This is a genomic window from Rhizobacter sp. P5_C2 (genome assembly GCF_054049715.1).
Map to the genome: position 1 here is coordinate 44,051 of NZ_JBFULV010000019.1, position 17,235 is coordinate 61,285.

11 protein-coding genes and 1 tRNA gene are annotated in these 17,235 nt (G+C 66.3%); 11 read left to right on the plus strand and 1 reads right to left on the minus strand.

The window, feature by feature from the left end; genetic code table 11:
- Nucleotides 1-12 precede the first annotated feature (12 nt).
- From serS to ACXJLU_RS09415, 3 genes are all read left to right on the plus strand, one after another.
- The gene (serS, locus tag ACXJLU_RS09405) at nucleotides 13-1,308 is read left to right on the plus strand and encodes a serine--tRNA ligase (RefSeq protein ID WP_457330182.1); all 1,296 of its coding nucleotides are present in this window, start codon (nucleotides 13-15) and stop codon (nucleotides 1,306-1,308) included.
- A gap of 75 nt (nucleotides 1,309-1,383) precedes the next feature.
- Nucleotides 1,384-1,471: transfer RNA gene (locus ACXJLU_RS09410), tRNA-Ser, on the plus strand.
- Between the two features lie 284 nt (nucleotides 1,472-1,755).
- A complete protein-coding gene (locus ACXJLU_RS09415; protein ID WP_457330184.1) occupies nucleotides 1,756-2,109 on the plus strand; it encodes a hypothetical protein in 354 nt (117 codons plus the stop codon).
- Between the two features lie 292 nt (nucleotides 2,110-2,401).
- Here ACXJLU_RS09415 and ACXJLU_RS09420 read toward each other — a convergent pair whose 3' ends face one another.
- Nucleotides 2,402-2,686 carry a hypothetical protein gene (locus ACXJLU_RS09420; RefSeq protein ID WP_457330186.1) on the minus strand — a complete coding sequence of 95 codons (285 nt, stop codon included), beginning with the start codon at nucleotides 2,684-2,686 and terminating at the stop codon, nucleotides 2,402-2,404.
- A gap of 96 nt (nucleotides 2,687-2,782) precedes the next feature.
- Here ACXJLU_RS09420 and ACXJLU_RS09425 point away from each other — a divergent pair, with 96 nt between their 5' ends.
- From ACXJLU_RS09425 to ACXJLU_RS09460, 8 genes are all read left to right on the plus strand, one after another.
- A complete protein-coding gene (locus ACXJLU_RS09425) occupies nucleotides 2,783-3,109 on the plus strand; it encodes a hypothetical protein (RefSeq protein ID WP_457330188.1) in 327 nt (108 codons plus the stop codon).
- Between the two features lie 103 nt (nucleotides 3,110-3,212).
- Nucleotides 3,213-3,341 (plus strand): calcium-binding protein, encoded by a 129-nt coding sequence (locus ACXJLU_RS09430; RefSeq protein ID WP_457330236.1) that lies wholly within the window; start codon nucleotides 3,213-3,215, stop codon nucleotides 3,339-3,341.
- Nucleotides 3,308-3,514 carry a hypothetical protein gene (locus tag ACXJLU_RS09435; protein WP_457330190.1) on the plus strand — a complete coding sequence of 69 codons (207 nt, stop codon included), beginning with the start codon at nucleotides 3,308-3,310 and terminating at the stop codon, nucleotides 3,512-3,514. The genes ACXJLU_RS09430 and ACXJLU_RS09435 overlap by 34 nt, the downstream gene beginning before the upstream one ends.
- A gap of 26 nt (nucleotides 3,515-3,540) precedes the next feature.
- The gene (locus ACXJLU_RS09440) at nucleotides 3,541-4,770 is read left to right on the plus strand and encodes a glycosyltransferase family 4 protein (RefSeq protein ID WP_457330192.1); all 1,230 of its coding nucleotides are present in this window, start codon (nucleotides 3,541-3,543) and stop codon (nucleotides 4,768-4,770) included.
- Between the two features lie 55 nt (nucleotides 4,771-4,825).
- A complete protein-coding gene (locus tag ACXJLU_RS09445; RefSeq protein ID WP_457330193.1) occupies nucleotides 4,826-6,994 on the plus strand; it encodes a peptidase domain-containing ABC transporter in 2,169 nt (722 codons plus the stop codon).
- Nucleotides 6,987-7,340, plus strand: a complete 354-nt coding sequence (locus ACXJLU_RS09450; RefSeq protein WP_457330195.1) for a hypothetical protein — start codon at nucleotides 6,987-6,989, stop codon at nucleotides 7,338-7,340. The genes ACXJLU_RS09445 and ACXJLU_RS09450 overlap by 8 nt, the downstream gene beginning before the upstream one ends.
- A 23-nt stretch (nucleotides 7,341-7,363) precedes the next feature.
- Complete coding sequence (locus ACXJLU_RS09455; RefSeq protein ID WP_457330197.1) at nucleotides 7,364-15,859, plus strand: calcium-binding protein; 8,496 nt, start codon at nucleotides 7,364-7,366, stop codon at nucleotides 15,857-15,859.
- Nucleotides 15,856-17,214: an HlyD family type I secretion periplasmic adaptor subunit gene (locus ACXJLU_RS09460; protein ID WP_457330198.1), complete on the plus strand. Its 1,359-nt coding sequence runs from the start codon at nucleotides 15,856-15,858 to the stop codon at nucleotides 17,212-17,214. Before ACXJLU_RS09455 ends, ACXJLU_RS09460 begins: the two co-directional genes overlap by 4 nt.
- Nucleotides 17,215-17,235: the final 21 nt, after the last annotated feature.

Consider the following 17,235-nt stretch of genomic DNA (forward strand, 5'->3'; position numbering starts at 1 on the left):
CTAGAGAGACTCATGCTCGACATCACCCTGCTGCGCAAAGACCTGGCCAGCGTCGTCACCTTGCTCGAGAAGCGCAAGTCGCCGCAACCGTACCTCGACGTCGCGCAGTTCCAATCGCTGGAAGGCGAGCGCAAGACACTGCAGACCCGCACCGAAGAGCTGCAGGCCAAGCGCAACAGCCTGTCGAAGCAGATCGGCATGCTGAAAGGCAAGGGCGAAGACACATCGGCCGTGATGGCCGAGGTGGCGGGCCTCGCCGATGAGCTGAAGGCCTCGGGCGATCGGCTGGAGGCGATCCAGGCCGAGCTCTCGGTGATGCTGATGAGCGTGCCCAACCTGCCGCATGCGAGCGTGCCCGAGGGGGCCGATGAATCGGGCAACCTCGAGGTGCGGCGCTGGGGCGAGCCGCGCAGCTTCGACTTCACGGTGAAGGACCACGTCGACGTGGGCGCGCCGCTGGGGCTGGATTTCGACACCGGCGCGAAGCTCTCGGGCTCGCGCTTCACCTTCTTGCGCGGGCCGATCGCGCGGCTGCACCGGGCGTTGGCGCAGTTCATGCTCGACGTGCAGACCGAGAAGCACGGCTACACCGAGTGCTACACGCCGTACATCGTCAACCGCGAGGTGCTGGAAGGCACCGGGCAGCTGCCGAAGTTCAAGGAAGACATGTTCTGGGTGAGCCGCGGCGGCGACGAGACGCAGGCCGAGCAGTACCTGATTTCCACGTCGGAGATCTCGCTGACCAACAGCGTGCGCGAGCAGGTGCTGGCCGAGAGCGTGCTGCCGATCAAGCTGACGGCGCACAGCCCGTGCTTCCGCTCCGAGGCGGGCAGCGCCGGGCGCGACACGCGCGGGATGATCCGCCAGCACCAGTTCGACAAGGTCGAGATGGTGCAGATCACGCACCCTGAGAAGAGCTACGAGGCGCTCGAAGAGATGGTGGGCCATGCCGAGGCGGTGCTGAAGCTGCTGGAGTTGCCGTACCGCGTGGTGGCGCTGTGCGGGGGCGACCTCGGCTTCGGCTCGACCAAGACCTACGACCTGGAGGTGTGGCTGCCGGCGCAGAACACGTATCGCGAGATCAGCTCGTGCTCGAACTGCGAGGCCTTCCAGGCGCGGCGCATGCCGGCGCGGTTCAAGAACGCGCAGGGTAGGAACGAGCTGGTGCACACGCTGAACGGCTCGGGCCTGGCGGTGGGCCGCACGCTGGTGGCGGTGCTGGAGAACCACCAGAACGCCGACGGATCCGTCACGGTTCCGGAGGCTTTGCGGCCGTATCTGGGCGGGCAGGTGGTGCTGAAAGGCTGAGGGGAGGGCGGAACGGCCCTTTTCCTGGGCTAGAATCCGCGGCTCGGCAGTTGACCCGCCGAAGCCCCAGTTTCAGGAGAGGTGGCAGAGTGGTCGAATGTACCTGACTCGAAATCAGGCGTACCGCAAGGTACCGTGGGTTCGAATCCCACCCTCTCCGCCAGTGATAGATCCGGCAAAGTTCGCCGAAGTCCGAGAAAGCCCCGACAACCCTTGTGTTTCGGGGCTTTTTTCATTCGCGCGGCGGAGAACTTCCTGGGCCACGCTGGACGTGGCGATGCGCCTGGCCGAGCCGACGCGCGAAGGGCTGCCGACGCCGATCGCCGCGGTGCGCGAACACCCAATTTGACGTGGCCGCAAGACGTGCAAATGTTCTGCACAGTTGATTTCTAGACTCGCCCGATCGACGCCACCGCGCAGTGCAACCCGGTGTCGAAAGGAGAAGACATGAAGAACTGGACGCAGTTTCTGACGATGTTGTCGTTGTGTGTTTCGCTCGTGGTCGTCAGGGCAATGACCGTCGTGATGGATGCGTTCGTGCTGCACATCGAACGAAGGGCCGAGCGGATCTACCTGCAGGCCCAGGGCCTCGCCGTGAGCCTGGCCCGCGCCTACCTCCGGCACGTCAGGCTGGACATCGACCCACGGTGCCCCGCATGCCGCAGCGGCCTGCAAGTGGTTGAGCGGGCGGAAGCGGTGCCCGGCCAGTCGATCGTGGCGGTGGTGGACGTGAGCTGCCAATGCGGGCTGTGCAACTCGCGCTTCGGCATGCCGCGGCATGGTGAAGACGAGCTGATCTAGGCCGCCGAGCCTCCCGGCGGGACAGGCAGGTCAGGCCTCGCGGCGTGGTGAAACGCGCCGTGAGGCTCGCCCGATTTTGCTGATGAAATCGATGCCTCGGGCGCGACGCCATAGCGAATCGGCATGTCGCCATCTGGCTTTCAGATGTCCCTCTTCAGAGGGGCCTTGCGCGGGTGCAAGCCGTGGCTAGACTGCGCCGGGTCATCGGGAGAAAAAAGACAATGGCTTTCGTCAACGAGTACATCAGCGAGGCAGATGCGCTGGCGCACGCACCACCGCAGCCGTGGGTGGTTCATTCGCCTCGCGTGCTTTCGGTCCCGGGCTTGTTGCTCGCCAGCGAGTGCGCTGCGCTGATAGAACTGGCCGAGCAGCGAGGCTTTGGCGAGGCGACGGTGCGAACGGACGCGGGCCGCAGTTCATGACCAATGTGCGCAACAACGAACGCGCGCAGTTCGAGGCGCCGGAATGGATCGATCTGCTGTGGCGGCGGATGGCTGCGATGCCGCTTCGCCGGAGGCGCCACGGATTTCCGGACCTTCGAGATCGTGCCGAAGGTGGGCAGCGGCTTGCTGTTCATTCATCACACGTGGCATGAAGGGGCCGCGGTGACGGAGGGGGTCAAGTACGTGCTCAGGTCGGACGTGATGTACGGCGTGCCTTGAAAGGAAACATCGTGGCGTTCGTGAATGAGTACATTGGCGATGAGGACAGGCAGGCGTATGGCATCGAGGCGATCGATCAGAACTTCGTGACCGGAGGAACAAATTCCCGCCAATGGACGATCGATCGAGAACGCGACATCTACTTTCGCGTGGTTGCGAGGGGGCGAGAGGAGGTCGCGCATCAGTCGACCTGGACCCTGTTCTGGCACGGGGAACTCATCGTGGTCGATCTGTCGCTTGTGTACATCATCAGCAGCGACGGAAAGAGCGGCGCGGTCCGCTACCAGTTGCGTCAACTGCGCCTGCCGCCGTATCTCGACGCGAGCGAGACGAGGTGATGTCGGATTTGCGCGAGGCCTTGTTTGCCTACAGGGATGGGGGTGTCTATGCGGTGGCGAGTTCTTTTGCTTTGGTGGTTGAGTAGCGGTTGCCGAGCTGACGATCATCAACTGGTACGTGGGCACGGCCAACAAGATCGAGACGATCAAGCTGGCCGATGGCACGCGACGGTTCCGGTCACGGTACTGTCGAGCAGCGTGCCCACCGAGAAGGCCATGCCGGGCGTGGTGACGGGCTGGGACGCGATGGCTGCCTCGCTGTCGAGCACACCGGTTCGCGAAGGCCTGCCGACGCCGCTGCACGCCGGCGAATCGCCGACGACACCGTCAGCGCATGAGCTCGCCTTCTCGTCGCCATCGACCCGGTGGCACGGTCCCTTGTCTCTGCGGCAGATGGCAGCTTGACGACACTCGCAGCGGAGAATCGCACGATGCGCGTCTTGGTGATCCATCAGAACTTCCCCGGCCAGTTCGGCCAGCTCGTCACGGCCTGGGCCAAGCGCACGGGCTGGGACGTGCGCGCACTCGGCCGCGAGACGGCGCCCGGGCTGCCCGGCTTCGACGGCCTGCTGAACTACAAGCTCGCGCGCGCACCGCATGCGCAGCAGCACGGCTACCTGCGGCAGATGGAATCGGCCACGCTGCATGGCCAGGCGGCGGCGCGCGCGATGCTGAAGCTGCGCGACCACGGCTTCAAGCCGGACGTGATCCTCGCGCACCCGGGCTGGGGCGAGACGCTGTATGCGAAGGACGTGTTCCCCGGCGCGCGCCTCGTGCACCTGTGCGAGTGGTACTACAACGCCGACGGCCAGGACCTGGGCTTCGATGCGGAGTTTCCGATCAGCTTCGACGACCGCGCGCGCATCCGCACCTGGAACGCGCTGCACACGCTGAACCTGACGAACTGCGATGCCGCGGTCACCCCGACGCAGTGGCAGCGCAGCCGGCACCCGGAGATCTTCCTGCCGAAGATCGGCGTGCAGCACGAAGGCATCGACACCGACGGCCTCGCACCCGATGCGAATGCGGCGATCCGCACGCGCAGCGGCGTGGTGCTGAAGGCGGGCGACCCGGTCGTCACCTACGTGGCGCGCAACCTCGAGCCGTACCGCGGCTTCCACATCTTCATGCGCGCGCTGGAGCGGCTGCAGAAGCAGCACAAGAAGTGCCACGCGATCATCGTCGGCGGCGATGGCGTGAGCTACGGCAAGCGCGTGCGCGATGCGACGAACTGGCGCGAGAAGATGCTGCAGGAAGTGACGCTCGATCCGGCGCGCACGCACTTCACCGGCAAGCTGCCGCGCGCGCAGTACCTGAAGGTGCTTCAGGTGTCGGCGGCGCATGTCTACCTCACCTACCCGTTCGTGCTGAGCTGGTCGCTGCTGGAGGCGATGGCCTGTGGCGCGGCCATCATCGGCTCCGACACCGAGCCGGTGCGCGAGGCCGTCACCGACGGCGAGACGGGCGCGCTGGTGCCGTTCTTCGACGTGGCGCGCATCGCCGAGGCCACGGCCGGCGCGCTCGAAGGCGGCAGTGCCTGGACCGCCCGCCGGCTCGCCGCTCGCCAGCATGCACAGCGCTATTCGATGCAGGCGGGCCTGGCCGGCTACGACGCTTTGCTGACCGCGTCATCCCCCAAAGTGGGGACGCCGATTCCCTGAGGAATCGGCCCCGCGCTGGCTAGACTGCACCACACAAAATCGGGAGTGAGCCTCCATGACGAGGACGAGGGGTGGGGCGCCGCAAGCGGTGCCGCCACAGCAGCTGCTGTGGGCATTGGGATCGATCTGTTCGCTGCACCGTCAGCCGTTCTCGGCCGAGTTGGTGGCGCGGGAGTTTCCGCCGCCCTGCACGCACGCGACGGTGATTGCGGCAGGCCGTGCGCTCGGCCTGAAGATCCGGCAGATCACGCTGAAGCCGGCGCGCCTGGAACGCATGGTGTTCCCGCTGCTGGTGGCGCTGAAGGCCGATGCCGCGGACGATGCGGCGCCGGTGTTCGGCATCGTGACCGCCGCGGTCGACGGCAAGGTGGTGCTGTTCAAGGCCGGCAGCGCGACGGCGAGCGAGCTCGATGCCGAGGCGTTCGCGCAGGCGATCACAGGCGAGGCCTGGCTGGCGGTGCCGGTCACTGCCGCAGCGGCCGACCCCGATGGCGCGGCCGGGGCGCCACGCTTCGGCTTCCGCTGGTTCGTGCCTGAGCTGATGAAGCACCGCGAGGTGTGGCGCGACGTGCTGCTCGCGTCGCTCGCGCTGCAGCTGATCGCATTGGCGACGCCGCTGTTCACGCAGGCCATCATCGACAAGGTGGTGGTGCACCGCACGCAGAGCACGCTGATCGCGATCGGCATCGCGATGCTGATCTTCACCGTCTTCACCAGCCTGCTCAGCTGGGTGCGGCAGTACCTGGTGCTGCACACCGGCAACCGCGTCGACGCGGTGCTGGGCGCGGCCATCTGGGAGCACCTGCTGCGGCTGCCGCTGCGCTACTTCCAGCACCGGCCCACGGGGGTGGTGGCGGCGCGGCTGCATGCGGTCGAGACGATCCGCGAGTTCGTCTCGGGCGCGGCGGTCGGGCTGGTGCTCGACCTGCCGTTCCTGGTGATCTGCCTCGGGCTGATGTTCTGGTACAGCGCCTTGCTGACCTGCATCGCGCTCGGCATCCTGGCGGTCATCGCGGTGGTGAGCGTGGTGATCGCGCCGCTGTTCCAGGCGCGGCTGAACGAGCAGTTCCTGCTGGGCGCGCGCAACCAGGCCTTCGTCACCGAGCACATCGCCGGCTTCGAGACGGTGAAGAGCCTGCAGATGGAGCCGCAGCTGCGGCAGCGCTTCGCCGGCTACCTGGCGAGCTACCTGCAGTCGGGCTTCAAGACCAAGCAGACGGCCAACACCTACAACATCTTCGCGACCACGCTGGACCAGGTGCAGACGCTGCTGATCCTGATGATGGGGGCGTACACGGTGATGACCGAGCCGAGCTTCACGATCGGCATGCTGGTGGCCTTCCAGATGTTCGCCGGCAAGCTGAGCCAGCCGGTGCTGCGCATCGTCGGATTGTGGAGCCAGTTCCAGCAGGCCTCGCTGAGCGTGCAGCGGCTGGGCGACGTGATGAACGCGCCGGCCGAGCCGTACTCGATCACGCCGCAGCGGCAGACCGGCGGCGCCGGCCGCATTGAGGTGCGCAACTTGGGCTTCCGGTATGCCGATGACCTGCCGCTGCTGTACCAGGACCTGAGCCTGAGCATCCAGCCGGGGCAGACGGTGGCGATCATGGGCCCGTCGGGCACCGGCAAGAGCACCTTCGCGAAGCTGCTGATGGGCTTCTACCAGCCGAGCCAGGGGCAGATCCGCATCGACGACGTCGACATCCGCCACATGGCCGCCAACGAGCTGCGCGCGCACTTCGGCGTGGTGCCGCAGGAGACGGTGCTGTTCAGTGGCAGCATCTTCGACAACCTGCGCGCCGGCAACCCGGCTGCGAGCTTCGAGCAGGTGGTGCAGGCCGCGAAGATGGCCGGCATCCACACGACGATCGAGGCGCTGCCGCAGGGCTATCAAACGGAGATCGGCGAGCGCGGCAGCGGCCTGTCGGGCGGGCAGAAGCAGCGGCTGGCGATTGCGCGTGCATTGCTCAAGGGCCCGAAGGTGCTGATCTTCGACGAGGCCACATCGGCGCTCGACCACGACACGGCCGAGAGCTTCGCGAAGACGATCAACGCGCTGAAAGGGCGGGTGACGATGCTGTTCATCACGCACAACCTGCCGAAGCTGTTGAAGATCGATGCGGTGGTGCAGCTGCATGCGGAGGGCGGGCAGATGCTGCAGGCGGTGGCGCAGGAGTCTGCGCATCGTGGGATGGCCGGCGAGGGGACGGGCGCTCATGGATGACGCCCTGTCGTTTCGGGGTCGGTGGCCCCAAGGCCTTCGTCTCTTCTGGCTCCTGCTGAATAGCTCCCTCTTGTTTTCGTATCTCGCGTTCATCGCTTGGTATGAGCTGACGAATACGGCTGACCGTGAATTGCAGGGCGCGGACAAGGTGTTCTCGGTGGTGCTTTCGGCAATTCAATTGTTTCCGGCTGCAGTTTTCCTGCTGATTTTCCTCAGGTCACCATCTCTTCTGAGGCTCGGCAAGTGCCTTGTCTTTCAGATGGTTTCCATCGTGCTGGCAAATGCAATGGCTTTTCTTGTAGGGTTCTTTTATTTACGGCACGTGTCGGGGTTCAATTTCTCATAACCAACATCAGGGCGGAGTAAATCATGGCGAATCCAATTTCCATCAGTGGTGATGAGATCACCTATCAGTATAAAGAGCTGAAAGTAAAGTTCAACATGAAGACGGGGGAAGTCACCACGCTTGGCGCTGGTGGGGTCACCTTCAAGCCGTCGGAGAAGATCGCCGATCTCGCGTTCGATATTCCGGGAGTGCCCGGCCTGAAATACAAAATAGACAGCGATGGCAAGGGTAATGTTTCCCTCAAGTTCGGACTGCTCACTGCCAAACTGTCATTCAATGCGGCGACTCAGCAGACTACAGGCTTGGAATTGGATATCGGTTGGAGCAAGGCAGCTATTTCCGGAGAGCTCAAGACCAAGATATCGAAGAATGCAGATGGAAATTATGTCGGCGAGCTATCCGGAGAAGCAAAGGTGTTCGGCTTTGAGCTCTCAAAGGTCGGCCCAAAAAAAGTGGAACTGGATACGCACGACCCAGCAAACGGATTGCTTTTTTTCAAGTGGCTCCCTTATTCAGATACGACAATCGAGAGGGCTAGGGACAATTTGAAGAAGACTCATCCAGAGCAGGATGCCTACAACCAGATCTCGTCGACCATCGTCGGAGCGACGGACCTTTCCAATCAAGACAAGGCAAAAGTTCTGGCGGGGGTAGCTGCGGCTGTATTCGACGTCGAGATTCCTCAATCTTTCGTCGATGGACTGGCGCGGTTGACCGGCGCGTTGTCGGGAAACGCTCTGATCGCTGCGTTCGATGCGGTCATGACAACCGCCTTCCCGGCCTTGGCGGCTGGAAGGTCTTCAGTGCTCGGCAGCCTGTTCGCACCTACGAGCGAAACCAGCACGAAGATCGATCTGAACAACACGTCCTGGAGGGCGGCCGCCGAGGCGGACTATCGCCTTGCTGCCGGCTTGGCGGATGGTGCCGGTGACAGCGGCAGCAAGCGTTTCGACTCGGCTTATGTGGGGGCCGGTGCCGTCTCTGGCGATGCGGCAGCGAACCTGATCATCGGCAGCGCGGCCGCCGACATCCTGTTCGGCAATGCGGGGGACGATGTCCTGATCGGCGGAGGCGGGAACGACGTCCTGGCGGGTGGTGCCGGCAGCGACGAACTGCGTGGTGGCGCCGGGGACGATCGGCTCGACGGTGGCGCCGGGGATGACAGCCTGCTTGGTGGCGAAGGCATCGACATCTACGCGATCACCGCGGGTGAGGGCTTCGACACGGTGCTCGACTCCGACGGTGCAGGTATCATCAACTTCACGGTGAACGGCACGAGCGTGCAGCTCAAGGGCGGCAAGGCCGTGGCCGGATCCGCCAACACCTGGGTCAGCGACGACGGCCAGATCTTCTACAGCCTGATCGACAGCCAGAGCGCGTCGGGGCAGAAGGACTTGATCGTCTCCAGCGCGCAAGGCGCCTTCTGCATCGCCAACTTCAAGCCCGACCAGTTCGGCATCAAGTTCGATGCGGCGCCCACTCCGGTGCAAATTGCGCCTTCGGTGCGCGATGCGTTGGGCGACCAGGAGGTCGTCGTCAACGGCGTGGACATCGGCGGGCCCACTCTGCTCGGCGGCCATGACCGATTCATCATTGCGGGCAACGCGCCCGGTGTGATCCTGCCGTTTTATCGCGGCACCCCGGACCTGTCCACGCACGATCGACCGGGCGACGAGCTGGATGGCGGCGGCGGCAACGACATCATCGTCAGCGGCATGGAAGATGGGAGCGTCATCGCGCCCGTCGGGGTGTTCGTGGAATCCATCAATCAGGACATCGGCAACGACACGCTCTTTGGAGGCGCCGGTGTCGACATCCTGAGCGGTGGCAACAAGAACGATCAGCTGTTCGGAGGCGACGGCGCGGACTTCCTGTTCGGTGGACGCGGTGCCGACATGCTGTACGGCGGCGCTGGCGACGACCTGCTGTTCGCCAGCCACTCGTTCAACGTCTGGGGCAGCGGCAAGTGGTGGTTGCCCGCCGACGAGTACGACCTCCTCAGCCAGGCCGATCGTGACACCGGCAAGTACGGGCGCTTTGCATCGCTCGGCGCCGGCGAAGTGGAGGTCGGCCGCGGCCAGCAGTGGCAGGTCACCGTGACGACCGGCGCCGATGGCGGCAAGGTCTACCGGTTCAACGGCGTCGAAGTGGCCGATACCAGCAATCAGCGGCCCGGTGGCCTGAACTACCTGCTGTGGAACGAGTACGTCAACGCATCTGCGCCGGCACGCGGCGACGATGGTGACTTCCTCGATGGCGGGACGGGCAATGACCTGCTTGTCGGCTCGGCAGGCGCCAACATCCTGCTGGGCGGCGCAGACGACGACATGGTCTACGGGCGCGGAGGTGCCGACGTGGCCTTCGGCGGCACGGGCAACGACTACCTGCTCGGCGACGGTGTCAATGGCGCCACGGCACAGAGCTGGACATATACCGCAGCCGGCGACGAAGGCGCGGATTACCTCGACGGCGAGTCAGGCAACGACACGCTGCGCGGAGGCGGCGGCAATGACACCCTGCTCGGCGGTGCCGACAACGACAGGCTGTGGGGCGATGCCGGCAGTGACAACATGGACGGCGGCGATGGCGACGACCAGCTCTCGGGCGACGATGTCGAGGGCATCCTGCCGGCCAGCCAGCACGGCGCCGACACGTTGAAGGGCGGTCAGGGGGCCGACACGCTGCTCGGCGGCGGCGGCAACGACCTGTTGAGCGGCGGTGATGGCAACGACTGGCTCTCGGGCGAGAACGAAGACGCCACCAACGCCGTCTCCACCTTGACCGGCGACGACACGCTCGACGGCGGTAGCGGAGCGGACACGCTGGTCGGCGGCAACGGCAACGATCTGCTGACCGGTGGAGCCGGCAATGACCTGCTCTTCGGCGGTGCCGGCAACGACACGCTGGACGGCGGTGCCGGCCTGGACCTGATGTCCGGCGGCGCCGGCGACGACACCTACATCCTGCATGCCGGCGACCTGACCATCGACGGCACCGTGGCCGACACGATCTCCGACACGCAAGGCGTCAACAAGGTCGTGTTTGCCGATGAGGCCGTGGTGGCCACCGGCAAGGGAGCAGTCCCGGGCGACCTGGTCGTCGTGATGGACGGCGGCGCGCGGGTGGTGATCCAGGGTGGCCTGCGAGGCAATGCGGTCAGCTCGTTCGAGATGGCGGATGGCACGACCCAGTCGCTCGCGCAGTTGCTGCGCTCGACGCTTGTCGACAGCGTCTCCCTCACGACGGACGGCAGCTCGCGCTCGCTGGCCGGCGGCAAGGCGGCCGATACGCTGAACAGCTTCGACGGCAACGCGCGCCTGGAAGGCGCCGGCGGCGACGACATCTACAACTGGAACGGCGGCGGCGTCACCATCGCGCTGAGCCAGGGCGACGGCATGGACCTGCTGCAGGGCTCCGCGCTGCTGTCCGAGGCCGGCGTCTCGCGCGATCCGAACGTGATCGAGTTCGCCGACAACGTGGCCCCCGACAGCGTGCGGCTGGAATGGCGTGTCGTCGACCGCGCGCCGCGGCTCGTACTCGCCTACGGCAGCGGAACCGACTGCGCCGTGCTGCAGTTCAACGGTGCCGACTGGGCCTATGTGTCGACTTCGTTCGACCGCGTGCGTTTCGCCGATGGGTCCACGCTGAGCTTCCAGGAGCTCGCCGCGCGTGGCGTGCGGCTCGATGCAACGGCTACCGGCAGCAGCGTCGGCGGCACATTCCTTGACGAGGTGCTGCGTGGCAATGCGCTGGCCAACACGCTGACCGGGGGCGGCGGCAACGACACCTACGTCTTCGGTCGTGGCGACGGCGCCGACCGCATCGGCAACACCGATCGCGGCCAGACCGATGTCGAGGTGGTGCAGTTCACCGCGGATGTCCTGCCCTCGGACCTGATCTGGGTCCAGCACGACGACGACCTGATCATCCGCATTCGCGGCACCAGCGACCAGCTGACGGTGACGGGCGCCTTCTCGACCAACCCGATGAACCAGTACCGATTCGCGGATGGCTCGGCGTTCACCACGGCATCCCTGCCGCTGGCGAGCGGCAACGAGCAGGCCACCACCGGTGCCGACCAGATCTACACCGGGGCCGCGGCCGACGCGATCGACGCGTTGGGCGGCAACGACAGCGTGCAGTCCGGCGCCGGTGACGACACCCTGCTGGGCAGCGGCGGCGACGACGTGCTCGACGGCGGCACCGGCAACGACGTGCTGGACGGCGGCGCCGACTACGACGTGCTGAAGGGTGGTGCCGGCAACGACACCTACCTGTTCAACCCAGGGACGGGCAGCGACCGCGTCATCGATCTCGATGGCAGCAACGCCAATGTGATCCAGGTCGGTGCCGGGTTCTCAGCCGCCGACATCACGCTCGTGCGCACCGATCAGGACGGTGGTGGAGCGTCCTCCACCAGCGATTCGCTGATCCTGGTGCATGGCCCCTCGGGCGCCCAGATGTGGATCGACCAGTTCTTCCAGCCCGGCGGCCAGGGCGTGGCCAGCATCCGCTTCGCCGACGGCAGCACCTGGAGCTACGCCGACGTGGTCGCTCGCGCCGGGGCCAGCATCCATGGCCCGGCCGACACGCAGACGGGGGGCATCGGCGACGATGTCTTCTCGATCGACAACTCGTCCGACGTGATCATCGAGCAGGCCGGCGGCGGCACCGACACGGCGCGCAGCACGGTGACGTACACGCTGCCGGACAACGTCGAGAACCTGGAGCTGACCGGCTGGATGCCGATCTCGGGCTACGGCAATGCGGCGGCCAACGTGCTGCGTGGCAATGCCGGCAACAACGTGCTGGACGGCGTGGGCGGTGCCGACACCTTGTACGGCGGCGCCGGCAACGACTGGTACTACGTCCTCGACCGCACGCGCTACGCCGGCGTCGATCGCAGCTTCTTCGCGCCGGTCACGCCGAACGTCGTGGAGCTCGCGGGCCAAGGCATCGACACGCTGCAGAGCAACGCGTTCGGCGTCACGCTCCCCGACAACGTGGAGAACCTCTACGTCGGCTCTCTCATCAAGGCCAGCGGCATCTTCTACAACGCCAACGACGTGTTGCGCTACACGTACATCGGCAATGCCGGCAACAACGTGATCGACCTGCAGACGGGCGGTGCGAACTTCAACTGGATCAGCGGCCCGATCCTCGGCACGCTGATCGACGGTGGCGCCGGGGCCGACACGATGATGGGCACCACGATCGACGACACCTACATGGTCGACGACGTGGGCGACGTCGTGATCGAGAAGGCGGTCCTCGCCGACGGGGCTCAGCTGTCCTCGGCAGACCAGGTGATCTCGACGCAAAGCTACACGCTCGGCGCCAACCTGGAGATGCTGACGCTGCGCGGCAGCGCGGCCATCAGCGGCGGCGGCAATGCGCTGGACAACATCTTCGACAGCACGCAGAACACGGCCGCCAACGTGCTGGCCGGCCAAGGTGGCAACGACACCTACCGCATCGGCGTGAACGACGTGGTGATCGAGACGGCGAGCGGCGGCATCGACACGGTGATCGTCGACAGCCTGGCCGGGCTCACGGCCACGCGGCTGTCGCTTGCCGACTATGCGAATGTCGAGAACCTGCGCGCGGGCGCATTGATCGGCAACATCGACGTGCTGGGCAACGCCGGCAACAACGTGCTGTACGGCAGCCAGGCGAACAACGCGATCCAGGGCGGCGACGGCGACGACCGCCTCGAGTCGCTGGACTTCGCAAGCGTCAGCTACAGCTCCTTCTACCAGCGCTACGACTACCTCGACTCCTACGACCAGCTCGATGGCGGCGACGGCAACGACACCCTGCGCGGCTACGGCGGGCACGACACCCTGCTCGGTGGCGCGGGAGACGACATGCTGGAGATCCGCGACGCCACCTACGCGCTGCTCGACGGAGGCAGCGGCAACGACACGCTGAGCCTCAGCCGCACCGGCAACATGTCTTCATACGTCCAGGTGCAGTTCGGCCAGGGAGCGGGCGTGGACCGGGTCAGCACCGCAGGCGCGCGCAGCGATGCGCTTTGGCAGGGATCGAAGCAGGGCCTGTCGGCGATCGGCCTGACGGCCAGCACCGATGCGAGCCGCCTGCGCTTCACGCAGCAGGACACCGCGCTGGTGATCTCGATCGACGGCAGTGCCGATCAGATGACGATCGAAGACTTTTTCTCGGGCCCGGGCATGGTCCGCACCGACCTCGACTCCATCCTGCTGCCCGATCGCACGCGGCTCACGCGCGATGCGATCGTGGCCGGCCTCGGCCGCAGCTCGTTGCAGCAGGCGACCATGGGTGCCGACCTGCTGATTGCCTCGGCGGGCGGCGGCAGCTTGTCCGCCGGCGATGGTGACGACCAGTTGTTCGGCCAGGGCGCGGCCGACATGCTGAACGGCGATGCCGGCAACGACCTGCTCAAGGGGGGGAGCGGCGCCGACACGCTCAGCGGCGGCGCAGGCGACGATACGCTCGTCGGCGGCGAAGGGGCCGACCAATATGTCTTCGGCGCGAACTGGGGACAGGACGTGGTGTTGGAGATCAAGCGCGACGAGTTCTTCGTGGCGAATGAGATGAATGCGGTGGACGAAGGGGCCATCGATGCGATCGTCTTCCAGTCCGGCGTGCTGGCCTCCGACATCCGCGGCAAGCTGGACAATCGCGACCTCGTGCTCACCCATGCGGTGACGGGCGACACGATTCGCGTCGCCGAGTGGTATCTGTCCGACACGAGCACAGGCCACGTGGAGGAGATCCGCTTTGCGGACGGCACGGTCTGGGGCACGTCGCAGATCAACCAGCTGCTCAGTCGGCTCACCGGGACCGACGGTGACGACACCCTCGAAGCGCTCCCCATCGACAGCCTGCTGACCGGCCTGGCCGGCAACGACTGGCTGCGCGGCAACATCGGCAACGACACGCTGCTCGGCGGCGACGGCAACGACTTCCTGAACGGCGACGCCGGCAACGATCGGCTGGAGGGTGGTGCCGGCACCGACAGCCTGTACGGCGGCCTGGGCGACGACACGTATGTCATCGACAGCACGCAGGACAACATCAACGAGTTCGATGGCGAGGGCACCGACACCGTCGAATCCGCCATCACGCTGACGCTGGCGGCGACGCTGGAGAACCTGACGCTCACCGGCACCGGCAACCTGAACGGCATCGGCAACAAGGCCGGCAACGTGCTGGTGGGCAATGCCGGGGCCAACGCGCTGGACGGCGGGCAGGGCGTCGACACGATGCGCGGCGGTGCAGGCGACGACACCTACACGGTGGACAGCACGGCCGATGTCATCGTCGAGAACTCCGCCGAAGGCACCGACACGGTGAAGAGCAACGTCAGCTACACGCTCTCGGCGAACATCGAGGTGTTGACGCTGACGGGCAGTTCGAACGTGAACGGCACGGGCAACGACCTGGCCAACACCCTCACCGGCAACGGCGGAACCAACCGGCTGGACGGTGGCGCGGGAGCGGACGCAATGAGCGGCGGGGCGGGCAACGACACCTATGTGGTCGATGACCAGCTTGACAGCATCACCGAGGCGTCCGGTGCCGGTACCGACGCGGTCGAGTCCACCGTCACCTACACGCTGGCCGTGAATGTCGAGACCCTCACGCTCAAGGGCAGTGCCAACATCGACGGGACGGGCAGCACGACGGCGAACACGCTGGTGGGCAATGTCGGCAACAACGTGCTCGACGGAAAGGGCGGTGTCGACACGATGATCGGTGGCCTGGGCAACGACAGCTACTTCGTGGACGTCGCGGGCGAGACGATCACCGAGCTGTTCGGCGAGGGCACCGACACGCTGAACACCCTGGCCACGATGACCAGCGCGCTGGCTGCCAACGTCGAGAACCTGAACCTGCTGGGCACCGGCAACCTGAATGGCATGGGCAACGATCTCGACAACCTGCTGTTCGGCAACAGCGGCAACAACACGCTGACGGGTGGGCTCGGCAACGACACCTACTACGGCGGTGGCGGCACCGACACGATGAGCGACACCGCAACGAGCTCCAACGACGTCTACCGTTGGGGTCGCGGCGACGGCCAGGACACGATCACCGATGCGGGTGGCAGCGACCGCATCGAGATCGCAACTGGCATCACCGCAGCGCAGCTGACCCAGACGCGCAGCGGCAACAACCTCGTGCTGGGGATCAGCGGCGTGACGGCCGACAAGCTGACGATCACCAACTGGTACGTCGGCACGGCCAACAAGATCGAGTCGATCAAGCTGGCCGACGGCACGACGATTCCGATCACGGTGACGGCGTTGTCGAGCAGCGCGCCGACCGAGAAGGCGATGCCCTTGCTGGTCGATTCGTGGAGCGCGCTGAATTCGGCGATGCGCATCGCGAGCCCGCAACGCGAGGGCCTGCCGACGCCGATCGGCGCCGACCCGGCCGCGGCGTCGGACGTGCTGGCCGCCGGCCTCGCCGGATCCGGCAACCACACGGTCTGGCGCGGTGAACGCCACGACCTGCGAGGCCTCGGCGCATGACCCAGCTCGCCGTGCTCGACCCCGACGCGCTCGACTTCGCGCCCGACCTGCTCGCGATCCAGGAGCGCCCGCCGGCGCGCCTGCCGCGGGTGCTGTTGGTCACGGTCGCGGTGCTGATCGGGCTGCTGCTCGCGTGGTCGGTGTTCGCGCAGCTCGACATCATCGCGACGGCCGAGGGCCGGCTGGTGCCGATCAGCTTCACCAAGCTCGTGCAGCCGGCCGAGGCCGGTGTCGTCACCGATATCCTGGTGAAGGACGGCGACGCGGTGACCGAGGGCCAGTTGCTGCTGAAGCTGGACGCGCGGGCCTCGCAGGCCGACACCGCGGCGCTCGGCCAGGAGGTGGCGCTGAAGAAGCTGACGCTGCGCCGCATCGAGGCCGAGCTGGCCGACCAGCCGCTGCTGCCCGGCCGCGGCGAGCCGCCGCTGCTGTACGCCCAGGTCGACGCGCAGTTCCGCGCGCGCCGCCAGGCCTACCTCGATGCCGTCGCGCAGGAGCAGGAGACCCGCGCCCGCGCGCAGGCCGACCTGCATGCGTCGCAGCAACAGCTGTCCAAGCTGACGCAGACGCTGCCGAGCTACCAGCAGTCCGCGCAGGCCTACCGTCAGCTCGTCAAGGAAGGCTTCGTCGGCGAGCTGGCGGCCAACGAGAAGGGCCGCGAGGCCACCGAGCGCGAGCAGGACGTGAAGGTGCAGACCGCCAACGTGCAGAGCGGGGCACTCGCCATCGCGCAATCGGAGCGCAAGCTGGCGGCGCTGCGCTCGCAGTACCGCTCGCAGCTCGAGAACGAGCGCATCGAGACGCTGGCCACGCTGAACCGCAGCGACCAGGAATGGCAGAAGTCGACGGTGCGTGCCGGCCAGCTGGAGATCCGGGCGCCGAACGCCGGCATCGTGAAGGACCTGGCCACCACCACGCGCGGCGCGGTGGTGTCGGCCGGCGCGCTGCTGATGAACATCGTGCCGCAGGGCGAGCCGCTGCAGGCCGAGGTGCAGCTGCACAACGAGGACGTCGGCTTCGTCAGCGTCGGCCAGCTCGCCAAGGTCAAGGTCGCGGCCTACCCGTTCCAGAAATACGGCCTGCTCGACGGCCGCGTGATCCTGGTCAGCGCCGATGCGGCCGATCCGAAGCAGCAACAACAGCAACCCCAGCCACCGGGCCAGCCGCAGCTCAATTACCGCGCGATCGTGCAGATCGACAGCCCGGTGCTGACCAGCGCCGCCACCGGCGAGAAGCTGGCGCTGAACCCGGGCATGGCCGTCACGGCCGAGGTGCAGCAGGGGCGGCGCTCGGTGATCGAGTATTTGCTGTCGCCGGTGAAAAAGGTCGCGCAGGAGGCAGCGCGAGAGCGTTGAGCCTGCCTAGAATGCGCCACG

What these genes read in the sequence shown, in the direction of transcription:
- serS (WP_457330182.1), top strand. Translation starts at nt 13, where the DNA reads ATGCTCGACATCACCCTGCTGCGCAAAGACCTGGCCAGCGTCGTCACC.
- ACXJLU_RS09420 (WP_457330186.1), bottom strand. Translation starts at nt 2,686, where the DNA reads ATGAACAGCAAGCCGCTGCCCACCTTCGGCACGATCTCGAAGGTCCGG.
- ACXJLU_RS09445 (WP_457330193.1), top strand. Translation starts at nt 4,826, where the DNA reads ATGACGAGGACGAGGGGTGGGGCGCCGCAAGCGGTGCCGCCACAGCAG.
- ACXJLU_RS09415 (WP_457330184.1), top strand. Translation starts at nt 1,756, where the DNA reads ATGAAGAACTGGACGCAGTTTCTGACGATGTTGTCGTTGTGTGTTTCG.
- ACXJLU_RS09450 (WP_457330195.1), top strand. Translation starts at nt 6,987, where the DNA reads ATGGATGACGCCCTGTCGTTTCGGGGTCGGTGGCCCCAAGGCCTTCGT.
- ACXJLU_RS09455 (WP_457330197.1), top strand. Translation starts at nt 7,364, where the DNA reads ATGGCGAATCCAATTTCCATCAGTGGTGATGAGATCACCTATCAGTAT.
- ACXJLU_RS09440 (WP_457330192.1), top strand. Translation starts at nt 3,541, where the DNA reads ATGCGCGTCTTGGTGATCCATCAGAACTTCCCCGGCCAGTTCGGCCAG.
- ACXJLU_RS09460 (WP_457330198.1), top strand. Translation starts at nt 15,856, where the DNA reads ATGACCCAGCTCGCCGTGCTCGACCCCGACGCGCTCGACTTCGCGCCC.